We start from the raw sequence: 17,298 nt of genomic DNA, 5'->3' as shown, positions 1-17,298 counted from the left end.
GGCCTCCGACGAGTGCGCTCCAGCGTGTCCGGAAAGCGGGAGATGCGCGTCACCAAATCAAGTGAACTGGAGAACCGGGCCCGGGCGCGCTCCGGCGCCTGGTCCCTGGTCGTTCCTGTTCTCGGTGTCGCTGGGCGCTTCGCTCAGCGCGCCACGCGGAACAACCCGTGGGCACCCCGCTCGGCATCGACCATGACGTGCGAGACGAACGGGTAGTCGCCCGCCTCGGGGAAGGTCAGCTCCACGAACCCGCCCTGCGCCGCCTGCAGTCCCAGGCTCTGGGCGCCACCCGTGCCGCGGCGGAGCAGATAGCTCCCCTCGGACCAGGTGGTGTCGAACTGGCCGCCGACGACGTGGAACGACGTCGCACGGTTGGGTCCGGCGTCGAGGACCCACACCCGGACCCGCTCGCCGACGCGGGCGGTCAGGGGTTCGTGGTCGTACTGGTTGGCGACCCCGTTGAAGACGACGAGGTCGGGGTCCTCGGCGGCGAGCTTGGTCATGTCGACCTCTCCGCCCTGGTCGCCGAGGAAGAGCTCGGACTGCACCAACACATAGGTGCGGTCCACACGGGGCAGGTCGGGCGGCTCGATGACCACCGCTCCGAACAGACCGTTGGCGATGTGGGCCGACATCGGCATCGTGGAGCAGTGATACATCCAGATCCCTGCACGGTTCGCGCGGAACTCGTAGGTGAGCGACTTGCCCGGAGCGATGGTCCGCATCGGTCGCTCGGGTGCCAGCGCTCCGGCGTGGAAGTCGATCGAGTGACCGATCGAGCCCCGATTGACCAGGGTGATCTCGAACCGGTCGCCCACCTGACCGCGCAGCACCGGGCCGGGCGCGGTCCCGTTGAAGGTCCACAGCCGCTGGGTCACCCCAGGTGCGACCTCTCGCTCGACGTCACGGACCACGAACGTCCGGCGATGCACCCGGCCTGATGGCAACGGCGGCAGCGTCGCGTCGCGCGCCTCGAAGCCCGGTGCCGGGTCGGCCATCAGGTCGAGGTGGTCGGTGGCCGGCGTGGACGCAGTGTCGTCGAGCTCAGCGTCGTCCTCGTGATCGTCCACCTCGGGGAAGTGGCCGGCACTGCTGCCGGCCGGACCGTGCTCGTGGGACGAGTGGTCCCCGGACGTGTCAGCGGCGGGGATGGCGGTGCCGGTCACCTCGACGGCGAGCACCATGCCCATCTGCTTGTGCCCGATCACCGAGCACCAGCCCTCGAGCCCGCGCCCGACAACGCCGACGTCGATGCGCGCGGTCTCGCCGGGGGTGAGGCGGCCGCTGTCGGCCCCGGTGTCGAGCACCAGGTCGTGGACGTCGTCGTCGGTGTTGGTCAGCACGATCACGAGCCGGTTGCCGGCCGGCACCGAGATCTTGTCGGGCACGAAGCGCATGCCCTGCGCCTTCACCTCCGCGGTCGTGGTTCCGCCACTGGCCGCAACACCCGCGGCCGCCGAGGCGCCACCACTGGCGCCGATGGCGGCGGGGTCCACGGCGACGCCCACGGCCACCGTCATGACTGCGAGGGCGAGGCCGGTCGCGGCCAGGCCGGCCACCTGCCCGGCGGGCCGGCCGTGCGTCTCCGGGGTGCGGCCGCGGTCCGCGGGCGGTGTCTCGGACCTGGCGCGGTGCGACGCCCGAACCGCCAGCAGGAGCAGCGGCAGCGTTGCGCCGAGGGCGAGGAGGACGAGCACCGACGCCAGCACCCGCACGACGCTGGGCACCGGCAGGGCGCACAACAGCAGGCCGGCGTTGGCGGCGACCAGCCGCAGGGGCGCGCCCCGGTCCAGGACCGCACTGGCCGCCCGGACGGGCGTCGGGCCGCCACCGAGGGCGACCGGGACGAGGTAGGACAGGGCGCCGAGCAGCACCTGCGCGCCGAAGCCCGCGGCCAGGAACGGCGTCAGCCAGCCGAACACCTCGTCCACGCGCTGCCAGGAGGAGGCGAGCGCGATGCCCAGCCCGAGCGTGGACAGGGCGCCCACCAGCCAGGTGACACCGGCCAGCACCGACCAGGCGGGGAACGATGACGGCGGCTTGCGGCGCAGGGTGTCGGCGAACGCGGGCGCCATCACCAGCAACCCGGCGACATACATCGCGATGCCCAGGGCGGCGACGGGCCGCAGGCCGGCGCCTGCACCCCCCGCCGCGACGACGATCGAGCCGACCAGCACCGGCAGGGCGCGGGCCGATGCCCGCTCGGAGCCAGCCGCGATCCGGGTCCGGAGCATCGTCGGCCACAGGGTCACCAGGGTGCCGACGACGGTCAGGCCGACCCAGCCGAGCAGGTTGACCGCAGCGTGGGCGACTGCCAGCCGGGTGTGCAGCGGGTCGCCGAGCCCGCGTGCGAGCGCCGTGCCGAGGCCGGCCCCGACGGGCAGGAAGCACGCAGCCGCCACATAGAAGCGGACGGACGGGCCGAAGCGGGCCGGGAGCGCTGTCCGCAGCTGGCGCAGGATCGTCCAGCCGTGCCACAGCACAGCGGTGGCGACGGCGGTCGCTCCGGCCAGGGTCAGGAGCCAGACGTCGGACGGGACGCCGGCCACGACGAGGACCACGCCGCCGTTGAGGAGGAGCAGTCGCCGGTTCTGGCCCTGACGGTCCTCGTCGGCCGAGTGCAGGAGCGCGTCGGTGAAATATCTGCTCCAGACCAGGATGGCGTGGCTGACTGCGCCGAGCAGCAGCAGGTGGATCATCAGCCAGCGGGGCGCCGGCACGAACGGGTGCACCAGCGTGATCACGACCGTGGCGGCCAACCAGAACAGCACCGGCAGGTCGCGCAGTGGCCAGAAGCCACGCTTGTCGGGCCGCGTCACGACCGCTCACCCCCGACCGGCTCGGCCTCGCCGCGGACCGTCAGCCCGACAGCGAGGAGCAGGAAGGACAGCACCGCCACGATGTTGAGGACGCCGCCGGTGAGCCAGGAACCGTGGCTGCCGAGGGCGTCGCCCACCCACAACCGCAGCACCAGGGAGGCGTGCAGCAGCACGGCGGGTCCGATGAGTGCGCGGTGGTATGGCAGCGGGCGCCGCACGACCGCGGGCAGGATCACCGGCGCGTGGGCCATGATCATCGAGAACGCGAAGCCGAGGAACACGGCGTGCAGCAGCGCGTCGTAGCGCACGCCGTCGAGGGCCGGACCGTCCAGGAGCCAGATCGCGCCGGCGACACCGAGCCAGCAGTAGCCCGCGAGCATGCACGCCGCCATGTAGCGGGGGAGGCCCGTGGTGTGGATCGTGCGCCGGGCGATGTCGTGGGCTGCCAGCCACCCGGTCAGCGCGAGCAGCGCCGCGCCGAGCAGCGCCGTGCCGGGCCGTGGCCACAGCAGGGCGGCCACCACCCCGGTCGCCAGCCCGGACGCCAGCAGCACCAGCGTCCTGCCGGCTGCCGGGCCCATCGCCAACCTGGCCAGCTCGAGCCGCTCGCCGGCGATGGTCAGCACGATGAACCCGACCAGCCACGGCGCCAGGACCGGGACGGACGCGCCGCCGAGCCACAGCGTCGCCGCTCCGAGGACGAGCACCGCCCCCAGTGCCTGGCACAGGACCGCGTCGTCGCGCTGCCGACGCCACAGCGGCACGTACAACGCGACCAGGGCCGCGGCGCCGGCCGTGAAGAGGCTCTTGCCGAGGACCATCGGGGCCGGCGACAGCAGAGCGAGGGCGCCGAGCCCGAGCAGTGCCGGGGCGACGAAGCCGAGAGGGCGTCGCAGCGCGACGGCCCGTTCCAGGGCGATCAGGGTGCCGACGAAGCCGAGGACCATCAGCATCCCGTGCGCGTCCGGCAACCGGTCGGTCGTCACCGGCGCGGGCAGGCCGAGGAGGAGCAGGGCGGCGTCCAGGCCGGCGAGCAGCGCGAAGCCGGCCGGCGCGAGCAGGGCGAGGCGAGGCAGGAGCGGGGCGGGGACGCGTGGTCGCGCGGTGACTGTCGGCGTGCGGGTCGCGGTGCTCATGCGTCACGCCGCGTCAGGTGCAGGCGGCAGGCGCCGGGCTCGGCGAACGGCACCAGCTCGGTGCCCTCGGTGTCGGCGCCGTACGCCTCGAGTGCGCCCTGGGCGAGGCCGAGGTGCACACCACAGACGACGTCGGGATATTTGTTCGCCGCCTCCAGCAACGGGCACCGGGTGAGCCGGACCACCGAGCTGCGGGCGTCTGCCTGCGGGGCGAACCCGACCTCGTCGAGCAGGGAGACGACCTCTCGTCTCGCTGCGATCGCGCTCGAGCTGGGCTGGGCTCCACGCTCGCGCGCGATCTCCTGGCCCCACTCCCGGCCGGCGGCGGTGGCGTCCTCGACCGGGTTGCTGCTCGTCCGGTGGATGGTCGCGGCCAGGGCCGCGGCGAGGCCTGCATATTCCGGCGACGCAGCCGCGTCGCTGCCGATCGCCTGATAGAGCCAGGCGGGTCGTCCCCGACCGGTGGGGGCGGCCGTACGGCGGTGGGCGTAGCCGTCGCGGACGAGACCGTCGAGGTGCTCGCGCACCGTGTTGGCGTGCAGTCCGGAGCTGGCGACGAGCGCCGCGAGGGTGGTCGGCTCGTTCTGGGCCAGCAGTGCGTCGAGCAGCGAGGCGCGTGACCTGGACAGTGGCGCCCGGACCCGGCCGCTGCTCGGGCGGGGCCCGTGACCGGGGGGTGGCGAGGTGCGCGCGAGGCGATTATTTTCCACGGAGTAGAGTGTACTAAAATCATTCGTACGACGCACAGTTCCCCCCGAAGGAGACGAAAATGTCCGAACTCGTCATCGCCTCGAACGAGGCCGACGCCCACGCAGCCGAAGCGGTCGAGCAGCACCACGCGGTGATGGCCGGTGCCCTCGCGCTCCGCACCGAAGAGCTGGTGGCAGCTGCCTCGCGACCTGACCCGGCCGCGGCAGAGCAGGCTCGTCAGGACCTCGTGGAGTGGTGCGAGCGTGAGCTCGTGCCGCACGCCCTGGCCGAGGAGAAGGCGCTCTATCCAGTGGCACAGGCGACGACCGAGGGCCGCTTGCTGGTCGAGGCGATGCTCGGTGAGCACGTCGTGATCACCTCGCTGCTGCGCCAGGTGTCCGAGGCCGCCGACCCGGTGCGTGCTGCGGCGACGGCGACAGCGCTGCGAGCCGTCTTCGACAGCCACCTGACGAAGGAGAACGAGCTGCTGGTGCCGCTGCTGGCCCGCACCCCCGACGTGTCGCTCCACGACCTGCTGGGCGGCATGCACGAGCTCCTCGGTCATGCCGAAGGAACAGAGGGCAGCGACGCCGAGGCTGGCTGCGGTGGTCACACCTGCTCCTGCGGCGAGGTCGACGGTCCCGGTCATCCTGAGCTGGACGTGCGGACGATCCCGCACGCGATCCGGCACGCCACGATCTTCGGTGCTCTGGAGTCCGTCCGCCCGGGCGGCGGTCTCGAGCTGGTCGCCCCGCACGACCCGCTGCCGCTGCTGGCCCAGCTCGAACAGCGTTGGCCCGCTGCCTTCTCGGTGACCTACAACGAGCGGGGTCCCGAGGCCTGGCGCATCACCCTGGTCCGCAGCATCTGACCGTCAGGACCGGGCTGCGACACGATCTTCGCGCCCGAGTGACGGGCGATACCGTCCATGGGGCTGGGGACCGGGAGGTCCCCAGCCGGTCGGGGACCTCCCTTCCCCAACCGCTGCGCTCGAGAGGAGACTTCGTGGGAGACCAGGTCGACGCTGAGGACGCCCACGAGTGGCAGGACCCGCGATCCACCTATGACGCCCTGCGCTCCAGGTGTCCCGTGGCGCACCAGGCCGACGGCAGCTGGATGGTCCTGCGGCACGCCGAGGTCGTCGCGGCGGCGACGGACCCGCAGACGTTCTCGAGTCGGGTGACCACGCGCCGCGCCATCCCCAACAGCCTGGATGGAGACGACCACGCCGCCTTCCGGGCCGTCGTCGACCGATATCTGACCGACGAGCGGGTCGCGCGCGAGGAGGAGCAGTGCCGAGCGCATGCAGCAGCCATCGTCGACGCCCTGCCTCGCGGGGTGACGGTGAAGACCATCGCCAGTGTCGGCACGCCGTATGCCGTGCGCTCACAGTGCACCTGGCTCGGGTGGCCCGCGGACCTCGAGGACCGGCTGGTCGAGTGGATCCGCGACAACCACGCGGCGTCGAGGTCGGGAGACCGGGACCGGACGAGAGAGGTGGCCGAGCGGTTCGACCACATCATCCGCGAGCTGCTCGACCTCCGTCGCGACGACGAGGCTGCCGCCGACGTCACCAGTGAGCTCCTGCGAGACACCGTCGACGGCCGGCCGCTGACCACCGACGAGATCGTCTCCGTCCTCCGCAACTGGACGGCCGGCGACCTCGGGTCCCTGGCCACCTCGGTCGGCGTGCTCGTCCACTTCCTGGCATCCACGCCCGAGGTCCAGCGACAGGTCCGAGCACTGGTCTCCCACGACGACCGCGCCGCCCTCGACGCGGCGGTCGAGGAGATCCTGCGGATCGACGACCCGTTCGTCTCCAACCGCCGGATCGCAACGCGGGCCGTCGAGCTCGGGGGCGAGGACATCGCAGAGGGCGGACGGGTGCTGCTGAACTGGACGGCGGCCAACCGCGATCCGCTGGTCTTCGGAGATCCCGACCGCTACGACCCTGTCGGCAACGCCGCCGACAACCTGGTGTTCGGGGCCGGGCCGCACGTGTGCCCCGGCCGCGCCCTGACGCTGATGGAGCTCCGGGTGATGCTCGAGGAGCTGCTGCGCCGGACCACCTGGATCGAGCTCGCACCCGATCGCCCGCAGGTCAGGGAGACGCCGCCCATGGGCGGCTGGGCGCGAGTGCCGATCGTGCTGCGCTGACGGGCGCGACGCCTGCCATAGGTTGTCGGCCGTGACCACCAAGCTGATGTTTGCGTTGTGGGACGTCGACGCTGCCGCCCTGCACGCTCCCGAGCTCCACGCCGTCCTCGCTGCGGCCGGTGTCGTCCGACTGCAGCTCAACACCGACGACGAGCACGTCGCCGCAGCCATGCGCATCCCCACGGGCCCGGCGCCCATCGCGGCCGTCGTGAGCGTGTGGGTGCCCTCGGTCGAGGCGGCGTCGCTCGTGACCGCCGCCCTCGCTGCCGTGACCGGCACCCTGGCGGGCTGGGAGGTCGAGGAGCGCCGCCCGATCGAACCGCCCGAGACCTGGGACGGCTCCCGGCTCGACGGCCTGGCCAACATCGCGATCTTGCGCCGGCCCGATGAGCTCGACGTGGAGGAGTGGCGAAACCGCTGGCTCGTCGACCACACGCCGGTGGCGATCGAGACCCAGGCGACGTTCGGCTATCTGCAGAACGTCGTCGTCGCACCGGTCACCGCGATGCCCGACGACGTCGCTCCGGTCGCAGCGCTGGTCGAGGAGCTGTTCCCGGCCGAGGCCATGACCGACATGCACGCCTTCTATGGCAGCGGCGGCGACGACGTCGAGCTCACCGACCGGATCACCCGGCTGATGGCGAGCGTGGCCCGCATCGGGGCCGATCGGGGTCTCGACCTGGTGCCGACGAGTCGTCACCTCTACGAGCTGTCGGACCGGACCTGACGGCTCACTCGTCGCCGGTCAGCGAGAACGACCGCAGCCGGTCGCCCGCGAACCACACGCCGCCGAGGGTGACTGCGACGCTGGCCAGCACCGACCACAGCAGGTTGGCCGGGTCGTCCAGCGACGCCGAGACCTCGTGGCCGATCCGGATCCCCCACTGGCCGATGCTCAGCCACGCGACCCCGCTGAGGAAGCCGCCAGCCAGCCCCTCCCAGACCAGGACGAAGACGAGTCCGACGACCACCGCATGCCGGGTGATCGCCGACAGCGCGAGGAACAGCGCGGAGTACGTCGTCCCGGCCACCAACGAGGCGACCCACCAGGCTGTCGCCTGCTCACCGCCACCGGCGACGAGCCCCGCCGCCAGCACGCCGAGCGAGCCGACGACGAGGGTGGCGGCCCAGGCGACCACCCACTTCGAGATCGCGACCGCGTGCCGGTTGACCGGCTTGGAGAGGAGATAGACGATCGACCCGTCGTCGACCTCCGGACCCAGCACGGAGGACGCAGCGAGGATGGCGACGAGGGGCAGGACCAGGGGATAGCCCAGGACGCTGACCATCGGCCAGGCCGCCTCGCTGTCGGAGGAGAGAGTGCGGATGAGCAGCGTCAGCCCCACGAGCGCCAGTGGCAGGGCGAGCAGCAGCCAGAAGCGACGGCGCCCCAGCAGGGCCTGGAGCGCGAGCTTGGTGATGGTTGCGTTCATCGGTCCACCAGGTAGGAGAAGACGCTCTCCAGCGAGTCATCGCTGGGCGAGAGGTCGAACAGGGTCACGCCGTGCGTGCGGGCCAGCGAGGGCAGCTCGGAGGCGAAGGTGCCGAGGTCGCTGACCTGGACCTCCAGACCCGTGGGGTGCCGGAGGGCGACCGCGGTCACGGCCGCCCGACTCATCAGTACGGCGGCGAGCGCCCGGTCGTCGCTGGAGCTCATCGAGTAGCGCACGGGGCGGTCGGTCATGAGGCGACGGATCGCACCGAAGTCGCCCGAGGCTGCGTGACGGCCCGAGACGACGACCTCGATGTGCCGTGCCAGCCGTTCGACCTCCTCGAGGATGTGCGAGCTGAAGAGCACGGTGCGCCCCTCGTCGCCCAGCCGCCGCAGCAGCTCCATCAGCTGCATGCGTTGTCGCGGGTCGACGCCGTTGAACGGCTCGTCGAGGAGCAGCACGGTCGGGTCGTGCACCAGCGCGGCGGCGATCTTGACCCGCTGGCGCATGCCCTTGGAATAGGTGTCGAGCCGTCGCCCGGCGGGCTCGACCATGTCCACGACCCCGAGGACCCTCTCGGTCGCCTCGGCTGCGTCGGGCAGGCGGTGCAGGTCGGCGTTGGCGCGGACGAACTGGCGGCCGGTGAGATAGCCGAAGCTCAGCTCGCGCTCGGGCACGAGGCCGAGCAGGGGATAGGCGTCCGTGTGCCGCCAGACCGGCTCGCCGTTGAGGGTGACCGAGCCGGACGAGGGAGGCAGGAACCCCGACATCATGGCCATCAGGGTGGTCTTCCCCGCCCCGTTGGGGCCGAGCAGGCCGGTGACGCCAGGCCCGATCGTCATGGTGACGTCGTTGACGGCCACCACGTTGCCGAACCACCGCGAGACCTTGTCCAGGACCAGCGTGCTCATCGGGCACCCGCCTTCGTGAATCGCCTCACCAGGAGCAGCACGGAGCCCGTGACGACGAGCAACGACACGGCTGCGTACGCCACGACCCACGCGCCGGTGGGCTCGGTGAACATCTCGACACCCGCGTCCCACGCGTCGGCCAAGCCGTAGTAGAGCGAACCGGGGGAGAACAGGCCCGCCGCAAGCCCGACCTCGGGAAGGCCCTCTTCCTGCGCGACAGCCTGCACGATCGTCACCAGCGTGCCGACCACGACAAGCATGACGACCGATCCGACGATCGCGAAGCCGCGGCGCAGCGAGTAGGACGAGATCAGTCCCGTCAGTCCGGCGAGCGTCGCAGCCAGCACGACGACCAGCACGAGCGCCTTGCCGAGCGCTCTCGTCTGGGTGCCCACCTCAAGGCCGGCCAGCAACGCTCCGGCGTACAGGACGAGGACCGGACCCGCGATGAAGACGATCAGCGCCGTGGTCAGAGAGAGCCAGCGCACGAGCGCGAAGGTGCTCGGCGAGAGTGGACGTGCGAGATAGAGCACGATCGAGCGGTGCCGCAGGTCACGCGAGAACAGCACGGGGGCCTGGGCGGCCGCGAAGAGGGCGATGAGGGACTGCACCTGGTTGACGTAGCTCGCGTAGGAGACCGGGAGCTCGCTGAGACCGGTGATGGTCACGACTCCGACCAGGATCGCGGCTGGCACTGTGCACATGGCGAGGAGCACGAAAGGCAGGATCTTGGACTTGCCCGACCTGCCGAGGCCGAAGGCGTGACGCAGGCCGGTGACGAAGAGCTGCGTCGCGAGCGCGGCGCTGCCTTCGCGGGGGCCGTCGTAGCCGCGGTAGCCGATGTCGTGGATGGTGCCCGTGCGCTCAGCCATGCGTGCCACCTCCCGGCAGGAAGACGTCCTCGAGGTGCCCCTGGTCGGCCTGGAGGCGGACCAGGCCGAGGCCGAGGTCGGCGACCGTGTCGCGCACGAGGTCGTGGACGGCCAGCGGGTCGGACGGGGGATCCACGACCACGACTGCGCCGCGGGGACGGCATGCCAGCCCGGCCCGGGCGAGTGCTTCGCCGAGCTGGTCGCGTGCCGCGTCGCCTCCCAGCACCTCGACCAGGAGGCCGCCGGTGTGGTGCAGGAAGTCGGCAGTGGCCGAGGAGCGGAGCAGGTGCCCGCCGTCGAGCACGATCACGTGGTCACTGACCTTCTCGAGCTCGCCCAGCAGGTGGGACGTCACGAGCACGGCGATGCCGAAGTCACGTCCGATGCGCTGCACCAGCTGGAGCATGTCGACGCGGGCAGCGGGGTCGAGCCCGTTGGTCGGCTCGTCGAGGAAGACCAGCCGCGGGTCGTGCACGAGCGCCTGGGCGAGCTTGGCCCGCTGCTTCATGCCGGTCGAGTAGCCGCCCATCTGGCGGTAGCGCTCCTCGTCGAGCCCCACGTGGCGCAGGATGTCGGCTGCCCGCTCGCGGGCGACCGTCGCCGGCAGGCCCGACATCCGTCCGAGGTGGACCACGAAGTCGCTGGCGCTCACGTCGGGTGGCAGGCAGTCGTGCTCGGGCATGTAGCCGACGAGCCGCCGGATCTCCGGGCCCTGGGTGGCGACGTCGTGACCCAGGACGCTCGCGGTGCCGCTCGTCGGCTCCAGCAGGCCGAGCAGGATCTTGATCAACGTCGACTTGCCGGCGCCGTTGGCTCCGACGAGGCCGGTGACCCCGTCACCCACCGCGATGTCGAGCGAGGTGAGCGCCTCGATCTGACCGAAGCGCATGGTCAACGCCCTGGTCTCGATCACGTCGCCGCTGGTCCGTGTCACGTCCGCCACGCTAGCGACCGTCGACGATCCGGCCATCAGGGATGGCCCTGACCGCGACCTGACACACTGCCCGCATGGACAACCTCACCGTGATCGTGCTCGCCGCGGGCGGCGGCACCCGCATGAAGTCCAAGACGATGAAGGTGCTGCACCCCATCGGCGGCCGCTCGATGATCGGCCACGTCCTGGCGGCCGTCCAGGCGGTCGAACCGCAGCGGATCGTCGCCGTGGTCGGCCACCAGCGTGACCAGGTGGGGCCGCACATCCAGCAGCTGGTGCCGGACTGCGTGCTGGCCGTCCAGGAGACGCAGGAGGGGACGGGTCACGCCGTCCGCGTCGCGATCGAAGCGGCTGGTACGGCGAGGGGCACCGTGGTCGTGGCCGCAGGCGACACCCCGCTGCTGCGCGGGGAGTCGCTGCGCGCCTTCATCGCCGAGCACGAGGCGGCGCAGCGGGCGGTGAGCATCCTGTCCGGCATCGTGGCCGACCCGTTCGGCTATGGCCGCGTCATCCGCAACCCCGAGGGCGACGTCGAGGCGATCGTCGAGGAGAAGGACGCGACGCCCGAGCAGCGCGAGATCGCCGAGATCAACTCCGGCATCCTGGCCTTCGACGCCGAGTTCCTCGCCGACGCGCTGCCGCGGATCAGCAACGACAACAACAAGGGTGAGTACTACCTCACCGACACCGTGCAGATCGCGCGGGATGCGGGAATGACCGTCGGAGCCTTCGCGATCGACGACGTGAGCGAGACCGAGGGGGCCAACGACCGAGCGCAGCTCGCCGAGCTCGGCCGCTTGCTCAACCAGCGCATCGTCACCGACTGGATGCGCGAGGGCGTGACGGTGATGGACCCGGCGACGACGTGGATCGACGCCGACGTCCAGCTCGCCCAGGACGTGACGATCCTGCCCGGCACCCAGCTGCTCGGCGCCACCGTCGTGGCCGACGACGCGGTCATCGGCCCCGACACCACGCTCAAGGACTGTGAGGTCGGCGCCGGCGCGCGGGTCGTCCGCACGCACGCCGAGCTGGCCGTGATCGGCGACCAGGCCGTGGTCGGCCCTTTCTCCTACCTCCGACCCGGCACCCGGCTGGGCGCGAGGGGAAAGATCGGCGCCTTCGTGGAGACCAAGAACGCGCAGATCGGCGACGAGGCGAAGGTCCCGCACCTCTCCTATGTCGGCGACGCCGAGATCGGCGAGGGCACCAACATCGGGGCGGGGACGATCTTCGCCAACTACGACGGTGTCGCCAAGCACCGCACCGTCGTCGGCCGTCACGCCCGCACCGGTTCCAACAACACCTTCGTCGCGCCCGTGACGATCGGCGACGGAGCGGGGACGGCCGGCGGGACCACGGTGCGCCGCGACGTACCCCCCGGGGCGCTGGCCGTGAGCAGCGGTCCGCAGCGCAACCTCGAGGGCTGGGCGCAGTCGAAGCGTGCCGGCACGGCGCAGGCGGACGCGGCCTCACGGGCAGGTGAACAACAGGTGTCCGACCTCACCGACCCCGGGGTTGGGAACGCAGACGCCGGTGGGACACAATCCTGACGTCGGCAACGAACCCCCGTCGTTGACCGCAGCACCCCGCAGCGAGGAGTCACAGACCGTGAGCGGTTTGAAGAAGACGACCGAGAAGAACCTGATGGTCTTCAGTGGGCGGGCGCACCCCACGCTGGCCACCGAGGTCGTCGACCTGCTCGACTGCGGGCTCGTGCCGCAGTCGGCCTACGAGTTCGCCAACGGCGAGATCTACGTCCGCTACGAGGAGTCGGTCCGTGGCTGCGACGCGTTCGTGATCCAGAGCCACACCTCGCCGATCAACGAGTGGATCATGGAGCACCTGCTCATGGTCGACGCGCTGAAGCGGGCCTCGGCCAAGCGGATCACCGTCGTGATGCCCTTCTACGGCTATGCCCGCCAGGACAAGAAGCACCGCGGCCGCGAGCCGATCTCGGCCCGCCTGGTCGCCGACCTCTTCAAGACCGCCGGCGCCGACCGGTTGATCACCGTCGACCTGCACGCCGACCAGATCCAGGGCTTCTTCGACGGCCCCGTCGACCACCTGATGGCGCTGCCGATCCTCACCGACTACGTCAAGCAGAAGTACGGCGACCAGGAGCTCGCGGTCGTCTCGCCCGACGCCGGCCGGATCAAGGTCGCCGAGCGCTGGTCGGCCCGCCTCGGCGGGGTGCCGCTGGCGTTCATCCACAAGACGCGGCGCACCGACGTGGCCAACGAGGTCGTGGCCAACCGGGTCGTCGGTGACGTCGACGGCAAGATCTGCGTCCTCACCGACGACATGATCGACACCGGCGGCACCATCGTGAAGGCTGCCGAGGCCTGTGTCGCCGCCGGCGCTGCAGGCGTCGTCATCGCAGCCACCCACCCGATCCTCAGCGACCCCGCCGTCGACCGGTTGAAGAACTCGCCGGCCACCGAGGTCGTCGTCACCAACACCCTGCCGATCCCTGCTGACAAGCAGTTCGACAAGCTCACGACCCTCTCGATCGCCCCGCTCATCGCGCGTGCCATCCGCGAGGTCTTCGAGGACGGCTCGGTCACCTCGATGTTCGACGGTCACGCCTGACGCCGGCTCAGGTCGACACGAGCTCCAGGCCGTCGCCCACGAGGTCCTGCGCGACCCTCGCCCGCCCCATGCACACCATCAACAGCTCCTGCATCGGGCCCTCGATCGTCGGCCCGCGACCCCTCACCCAGTCGAGGTCGGTGGCGACCATCCGGGTGCTCCGGACGACCTCGCGTGAGCCGTTGAGGAACGCCAGGGTCCGCGCGCGGTCCGCCGCGACCGCGGCGGCCACCGGAGACATCTCGCGGTGCAGGCCGAGCGCACGCGTCACGTCCTGGTGGTGGACGAGGACGTCGATGAGGGGGTCGACGACCGTGGTCGTGGGCACCTTGCGCAGCGACGTGTCGTAGGTGGCGAAGTCGGCCAGGACGGAGGCCGGGGTGGCACCTGTGCCGAGTCGCTTGACCTCGCGGAACATGATCGTGTTGTAGCCCCGGCCCAGGTTGCGCACCAGCATCGGCGCAAGCTGGGCCCACCCGGTCTGGGGGTGGGCGATGACGTGGGCCGCGACGTCCTTGACGCTCCATCCCGCGCAGAGCGAGGGAGCCTCCCACTGGTCCGGGGCCAGGCCGGCCAGGGTCGTGGCCATGGCGCGCCGTTCCTCGTGGATGTGGCGCCAGGTGGTGGGCTTGTCCATGGCGAGCCTCCTGGAGTTGATCAGAGAGCCTGACTAATATGGTCAGTCTCGCTGACCAATGTGTCAACCCTCGAGGGAGGTGGACGATGTCGTTGCCCACGCCGCTGCTGATGTTCATCGTGCAGCGCCACGCCGAGCAGCGCATCTGGGCGCACCTGGCGGAGAACGGCTTCGAGATGACGCCCGCGCAGGGGCGACTGGCGGCTCGGGTGGACGAGGGCGGGAGCCGTCTCACGACGCTCGCCGAAGCGGCCGGCGTCACCAAGCAGACGGCGGGGTTCCTGGTCGACCAGCTGGAGCGCGCCGGCTATGTCGAGCGGGTGCCGGACCCCACCGACGGTCGGGCCAGGCTGGTCCGGATCGCCTCCCGGGGCCGTGCTGCGCAGGCCTGCGCGCGCGAGATGGAGCAACGGATCGAGGCAGAGTTCGCCGAGCACCTCGGTCCGCGCCGCACCCGGGAGCTGCGCCGGGCACTCGAGGCGTTGCGTGAGGTCACCGACCCCTACCTGTGACTCAGCCGAGCACCCGGTCGAGGTCGTCGAGGGCGTCGTTCCAGGTGCGGGCCAGCACCGTCGGGACGGCGTCGTCGCCGGTGGCGGCCAACGCGTCGGCCAGGCGGGAGCGCAAGGCCCGGCGCGCCTCGTCGGGCAGCGGCAGCCACGGGAAGGCGTGCCCGATCACCCTGCCCATGGCTTGCCCGGAGCGACGCCCCAGGTCGAGCCCGTCGGTGACGTAGCGCTCGACCCAGGGTTCCGTGAGCGCGGCCTGCTCCCAGCCCCAGAATCCCGAGGCCACGGCACTGAACTCGTGACTGCCGAGGGTCCCGCCCATGAGCAGGTCCCACGCCTCGGCCTTGGCCTCCGGGGTCGGTATGGCGGCGCGCGCGGTCAACGCGGCGTGGTGTCCGGCGACCGAGCGGTCGCGCTCCGCCTCGGGGTCGATGAAGGCTCCGTCGCCCAGCGAGGCCAGGCGTTGCACGATCCGCCACCGGACCTCCTGGTCGACGTCTGGCAGGTCGAGCCAACGCACGAGGTATTCGTGGTCGTTGGTGGTGGACGCGAGTGCTCGCGCGGCCGCGGCCTCGAGGGCCGGGTCCTCGGCATCCAGCACCACGCGAGCGACGTTGGAGACGCGGTCGAGCAGGGTCGCCAGCTCCGAGGGCGCGGCCTGGCTGCGCACGACCCTCAGGATCAGCGACATCGTCGCCTCGAAGACGATGGGGTGCCGTTCGCGACGCAGGTGGCGGTCGACCAGCCCGGCGAGCTCGGTCAGGTCCAGCTCGTGGGACATCGCCAGGTCGATGACCGACCACCACAGGAGTGCGCGCGTCAGCGGGGACTCGACGTCGGCGAGCCCCTCGGTCACGGCGGCCCACGACTGCTCGTCGAGCCGCAGGCGGGCGAAGGTCTCGTCGCCGGCGTTGGGGACCACGGCCCTCCCGGCGAGCTGCTCGAGACGGATCGGCTCGTCGCCCACGTCGACCACGACCTCGTCCACCTGGTGCATCGCGTCGTCGAACGCCGCGACGGTGATCCGGTGGGGCCGGCTTCCCTCGCGGCGCAGGACGGGCACGGTGCCGTCGCGAGTGGTCACGAGGGTGTCGTGACCGGTCGTGCGGAGCCAGGCCTCGGCCCAGCCGCGGACGTCGCGGTCGGTGCACGAGGCGAGCGAGTCGAGGAAGTCCGCCAGGGAGGCGTTGCCGAAGGCGTGCGTGGTCAGGTGCAGGTTGACGCCGGCCAGGAAGTCGTCGCCCAGCCACAGCCCGAGCTGGCGCAGGACAGCGTTGCCCTTGGCATAGGTGATCATGTCGAAGTTGGCGAACGCGGTGTCGACGTCGACGAGGCGCTCGGCGTCCTCGGCGATGGGGTGGGTGGAGCGGCGGCGGTCGGCGAGATAGCCGGTGGGCTTGCGGGCCAGCGCCGCGTCGGTCCAGGAGTCGGCATACCCGGCAGCGACCCCGGCCACGTCATATCCCATGAAGTCGGCGAACGACTCGTTGAGCCATGAGTCCTCCCACCAGCGCATTGTCACCAGGTCGCCGAACCACATGTGCGCCATCTCGTGGGCGATCACCGACGCGGTGTCCTGGCGCTCCACGGCGGTCGGGGTGCCCTGGGTCAGGATCTCGTCGCGGAACGCGACGCACCCGGGGAACTCCATCGCACCCCAGTTGAGGCCGGGGGTGAACACCTGCTGGTAGTCGTCGAACGGATAGGGCTCGTCGAAGACCGAGGTGTAGTGCTGGAAGCAGGTGCTGGTGATCCGGCGCAGCTCCTCGAAGTCGCGCCGCAGCTCCGGCTCCTGCGAGGCGCGGGCGTGCCAGCCGAAGGGGAGCGTGCCGTCGCCGTACGGCTCGTCCCACGTGGCCGAGACCCACGGGCCGCCCGCGACGAAGAACAGGTAGGACGAGATGCGCGGGGTGGGCTCGAAGCGCCAGGTGTCGCCGTCACGACCGGCGAGGAGCCCGTTGGCCAGCACGGTCCAGTGCGGGGGAGCCGTGACCGAGACCGTGAACGTGCTCTTGAGGTCCGGCTGGTCGAAGCAGGGGATCACGCGCTGGGCGATGTCCATCGCGGTGAATCCGCACACATACCGCTCGCCGTCGGCGGGGTCGGTCGTGACCGTCATCCCGTCGCCGTCGGTGACGTAGGGGAGCCGGGCGCTGACGCTCACCTCGTTGACGGCGGTGAGGTCGTGGAGCGGGATGCGCCCGTCGGCGTACGGCGCCGGCTGCCCGTCCAGCCTCACGTCGGTGCCGCCGACCAGCTCGAGGAAGGTGTTGGCCCCCGGGGACGTGCAGCCGAACCTGATGGTGGCCTCCACGGAGAAGTCCTCGGTGCGGGTCAGGTCGAGGTGGACCGTGGTCTCGACGTCGGTGATCAGCGCGGCGCGCTGGCGTGCCTCGGACAGCTGTAGCGACATGCCGGCCACGCTATCGCCGGAGTGGGCCGGGCGGCACCGCGAGCCGGGCGACGATTGGCGCGCTCACCGGCCTGCCGACTACTCTTGTGCAGTTGCCTCGGCGAGGGAGCTTCGCACTCCGTGATCGACTGGGCCGGCTGGACTTCACGCCGCGCGCCCACGACCTGGATGCGCGGCGTTCTTCGTCTGCTGGCC

14 protein-coding genes and 2 pseudogenes are annotated in these 17,298 nt (G+C 71.3%); 7 read left to right on the top strand and 9 right to left on the bottom strand.

The genetic code is table 11. The features are described 5' to 3' along the window. Positions 1-143: 143 nt before the first annotated feature. The 3 genes from G7071_RS01315 to G7071_RS01305 are packed head-to-tail and all read right to left on the bottom strand — an operon-like array spanning position 144 to position 4,665. On the bottom strand, positions 144-2,819 hold the full coding sequence (locus G7071_RS01315; protein ID WP_206062870.1) for a multicopper oxidase domain-containing protein: 2,676 nt from the start codon (positions 2,817-2,819) through the stop codon (positions 144-146). After that, a complete protein-coding gene (locus tag G7071_RS01310; RefSeq protein WP_206062869.1) occupies positions 2,816-3,955 on the bottom strand; it encodes a hypothetical protein in 1,140 nt (379 codons plus the stop codon). The genes G7071_RS01315 and G7071_RS01310 overlap by 4 nt, the downstream gene beginning before the upstream one ends. Beyond that, the gene (locus tag G7071_RS01305; RefSeq protein ID WP_246210301.1) at positions 3,952-4,665 is read right to left on the bottom strand and encodes a helix-turn-helix transcriptional regulator; all 714 of its coding nucleotides are present in this window, start codon (positions 4,663-4,665) and stop codon (positions 3,952-3,954) included. Before G7071_RS01305 ends, G7071_RS01310 begins: the two co-directional genes overlap by 4 nt. Positions 4,666-4,724: 59 nt before the next feature. Here G7071_RS01305 and G7071_RS18875 point away from each other — a divergent pair. The 4 genes and pseudogenes from G7071_RS18875 to G7071_RS01290 all read left to right on the top strand — a co-directional run. After that, a pseudogene (locus G7071_RS18875) lies at positions 4,725-5,135 on the top strand (hemerythrin domain-containing protein); the annotation flags it as partial. 120 nt (positions 5,136-5,255) lie between these two features. Further along, positions 5,256-5,516 (top strand): annotated as a pseudogene (locus G7071_RS18870) (DUF2249 domain-containing protein); the annotation flags it as partial. A gap of 134 nt (positions 5,517-5,650) precedes the next feature. After that, positions 5,651-6,802 (top strand): cytochrome P450, encoded by a 1,152-nt coding sequence (locus G7071_RS01295; RefSeq protein WP_246210300.1) that lies wholly within the window; start codon positions 5,651-5,653, stop codon positions 6,800-6,802. A 31-nt stretch (positions 6,803-6,833) separates the two neighbouring features. Further along, positions 6,834-7,529: a hypothetical protein gene (locus G7071_RS01290; protein WP_246210299.1), complete on the top strand. Its 696-nt coding sequence runs from the start codon at positions 6,834-6,836 to the stop codon at positions 7,527-7,529. A gap of 4 nt (positions 7,530-7,533) precedes the next feature. Here the strand turns inward: G7071_RS01290 and G7071_RS01285 are convergent, their stop codons facing one another. From G7071_RS01285 to G7071_RS01270, 4 genes are read right to left on the bottom strand one after another with little or no spacing between them, the layout of a single operon-like run. Next, positions 7,534-8,235, bottom strand: a complete 702-nt coding sequence (locus tag G7071_RS01285) for an ABC transporter permease subunit (protein WP_166313954.1) — start codon at positions 8,233-8,235, stop codon at positions 7,534-7,536. Further along, complete coding sequence (locus G7071_RS01280; RefSeq protein ID WP_166313952.1) at positions 8,232-9,146, bottom strand: ABC transporter ATP-binding protein; 915 nt, start codon at positions 9,144-9,146, stop codon at positions 8,232-8,234. Before G7071_RS01280 ends, G7071_RS01285 begins: the two co-directional genes overlap by 4 nt. Beyond that, positions 9,143-10,018 (bottom strand): ABC transporter permease, encoded by an 876-nt coding sequence (locus G7071_RS01275; RefSeq protein ID WP_166313950.1) that lies wholly within the window; start codon positions 10,016-10,018, stop codon positions 9,143-9,145. Before G7071_RS01275 ends, G7071_RS01280 begins: the two co-directional genes overlap by 4 nt. Further along, a complete protein-coding gene (locus tag G7071_RS01270; protein ID WP_246210298.1) occupies positions 10,011-10,952 on the bottom strand; it encodes an ABC transporter ATP-binding protein in 942 nt (313 codons plus the stop codon). The genes G7071_RS01275 and G7071_RS01270 overlap by 8 nt, the downstream gene beginning before the upstream one ends. Before the next feature lie 74 nt (positions 10,953-11,026). Between G7071_RS01270 and glmU the strand changes: the two genes are divergently transcribed. Next, positions 11,027-12,505 carry a bifunctional UDP-N-acetylglucosamine diphosphorylase/glucosamine-1-phosphate N-acetyltransferase GlmU gene (glmU, locus tag G7071_RS01265; RefSeq protein ID WP_166313948.1) on the top strand — a complete coding sequence of 493 codons (1,479 nt, stop codon included), beginning with the start codon at positions 11,027-11,029 and terminating at the stop codon, positions 12,503-12,505. A gap of 58 nt (positions 12,506-12,563) precedes the next feature. After that, a complete protein-coding gene (locus G7071_RS01260) occupies positions 12,564-13,544 on the top strand; it encodes a ribose-phosphate diphosphokinase (RefSeq protein WP_166313946.1) in 981 nt (326 codons plus the stop codon). A gap of 7 nt (positions 13,545-13,551) precedes the next feature. Here G7071_RS01260 and G7071_RS01255 read toward each other — a convergent pair whose 3' ends face one another. After that, on the bottom strand, positions 13,552-14,181 hold the full coding sequence (locus G7071_RS01255; RefSeq protein WP_166313944.1) for a maleylpyruvate isomerase family mycothiol-dependent enzyme: 630 nt from the start codon (positions 14,179-14,181) through the stop codon (positions 13,552-13,554). An 86-nt stretch (positions 14,182-14,267) separates the two neighbouring features. Here G7071_RS01255 and G7071_RS01250 point away from each other — a divergent pair, with 86 nt between their 5' ends. Continuing rightward, the gene (locus G7071_RS01250) at positions 14,268-14,693 is read left to right on the top strand and encodes a MarR family winged helix-turn-helix transcriptional regulator (RefSeq protein ID WP_166313942.1); all 426 of its coding nucleotides are present in this window, start codon (positions 14,268-14,270) and stop codon (positions 14,691-14,693) included. A gap of 1 nt (position 14,694) precedes the next feature. On the opposite strand, the gene pepN is transcribed toward G7071_RS01250, so the two are convergent. After that, the gene (gene pepN / locus G7071_RS01245; protein ID WP_166313940.1) at positions 14,695-17,103 is read right to left on the bottom strand and encodes an aminopeptidase N; all 2,409 of its coding nucleotides are present in this window, start codon (positions 17,101-17,103) and stop codon (positions 14,695-14,697) included. Between the last annotated feature and the right edge of the window lie 195 nt (positions 17,104-17,298).

The organism is Nocardioides piscis, assembly GCF_011300215.1.
In the GTDB taxonomy this organism is placed as follows: Bacteria; Actinomycetota; Actinomycetes; order Propionibacteriales; family Nocardioidaceae; genus Nocardioides; species Nocardioides piscis.
Note: the sequence above shows the minus strand (reverse complement) of the source record. Positions and strands in the feature narration are given on the sequence as shown.

Excerpts from the sequence above, each read along its gene's own strand:
- G7071_RS01285 (WP_166313954.1), bottom strand. The coding sequence starts at position 8,235 with ATGAACGCAACCATCACCAAGCTCGCGCTCCAGGCCCTGCTGGGGCGC.
- G7071_RS01275 (WP_166313950.1), bottom strand. The coding sequence starts at position 10,018 with ATGGCTGAGCGCACGGGCACCATCCACGACATCGGCTACCGCGGCTAC.
- G7071_RS01310 (WP_206062869.1), bottom strand. The coding sequence starts at position 3,955 with ATGAGCACCGCGACCCGCACGCCGACAGTCACCGCGCGACCACGCGTC.
- G7071_RS01250 (WP_166313942.1), top strand. The coding sequence starts at position 14,268 with ATGTCGTTGCCCACGCCGCTGCTGATGTTCATCGTGCAGCGCCACGCC.
- glmU (WP_166313948.1), top strand. The coding sequence starts at position 11,027 with ATGGACAACCTCACCGTGATCGTGCTCGCCGCGGGCGGCGGCACCCGC.
- pepN (WP_166313940.1), bottom strand. The coding sequence starts at position 17,103 with ATGTCGCTACAGCTGTCCGAGGCACGCCAGCGCGCCGCGCTGATCACC.
- G7071_RS01255 (WP_166313944.1), bottom strand. The coding sequence starts at position 14,181 with ATGGACAAGCCCACCACCTGGCGCCACATCCACGAGGAACGGCGCGCC.
- G7071_RS01280 (WP_166313952.1), bottom strand. The coding sequence starts at position 9,146 with ATGAGCACGCTGGTCCTGGACAAGGTCTCGCGGTGGTTCGGCAACGTG.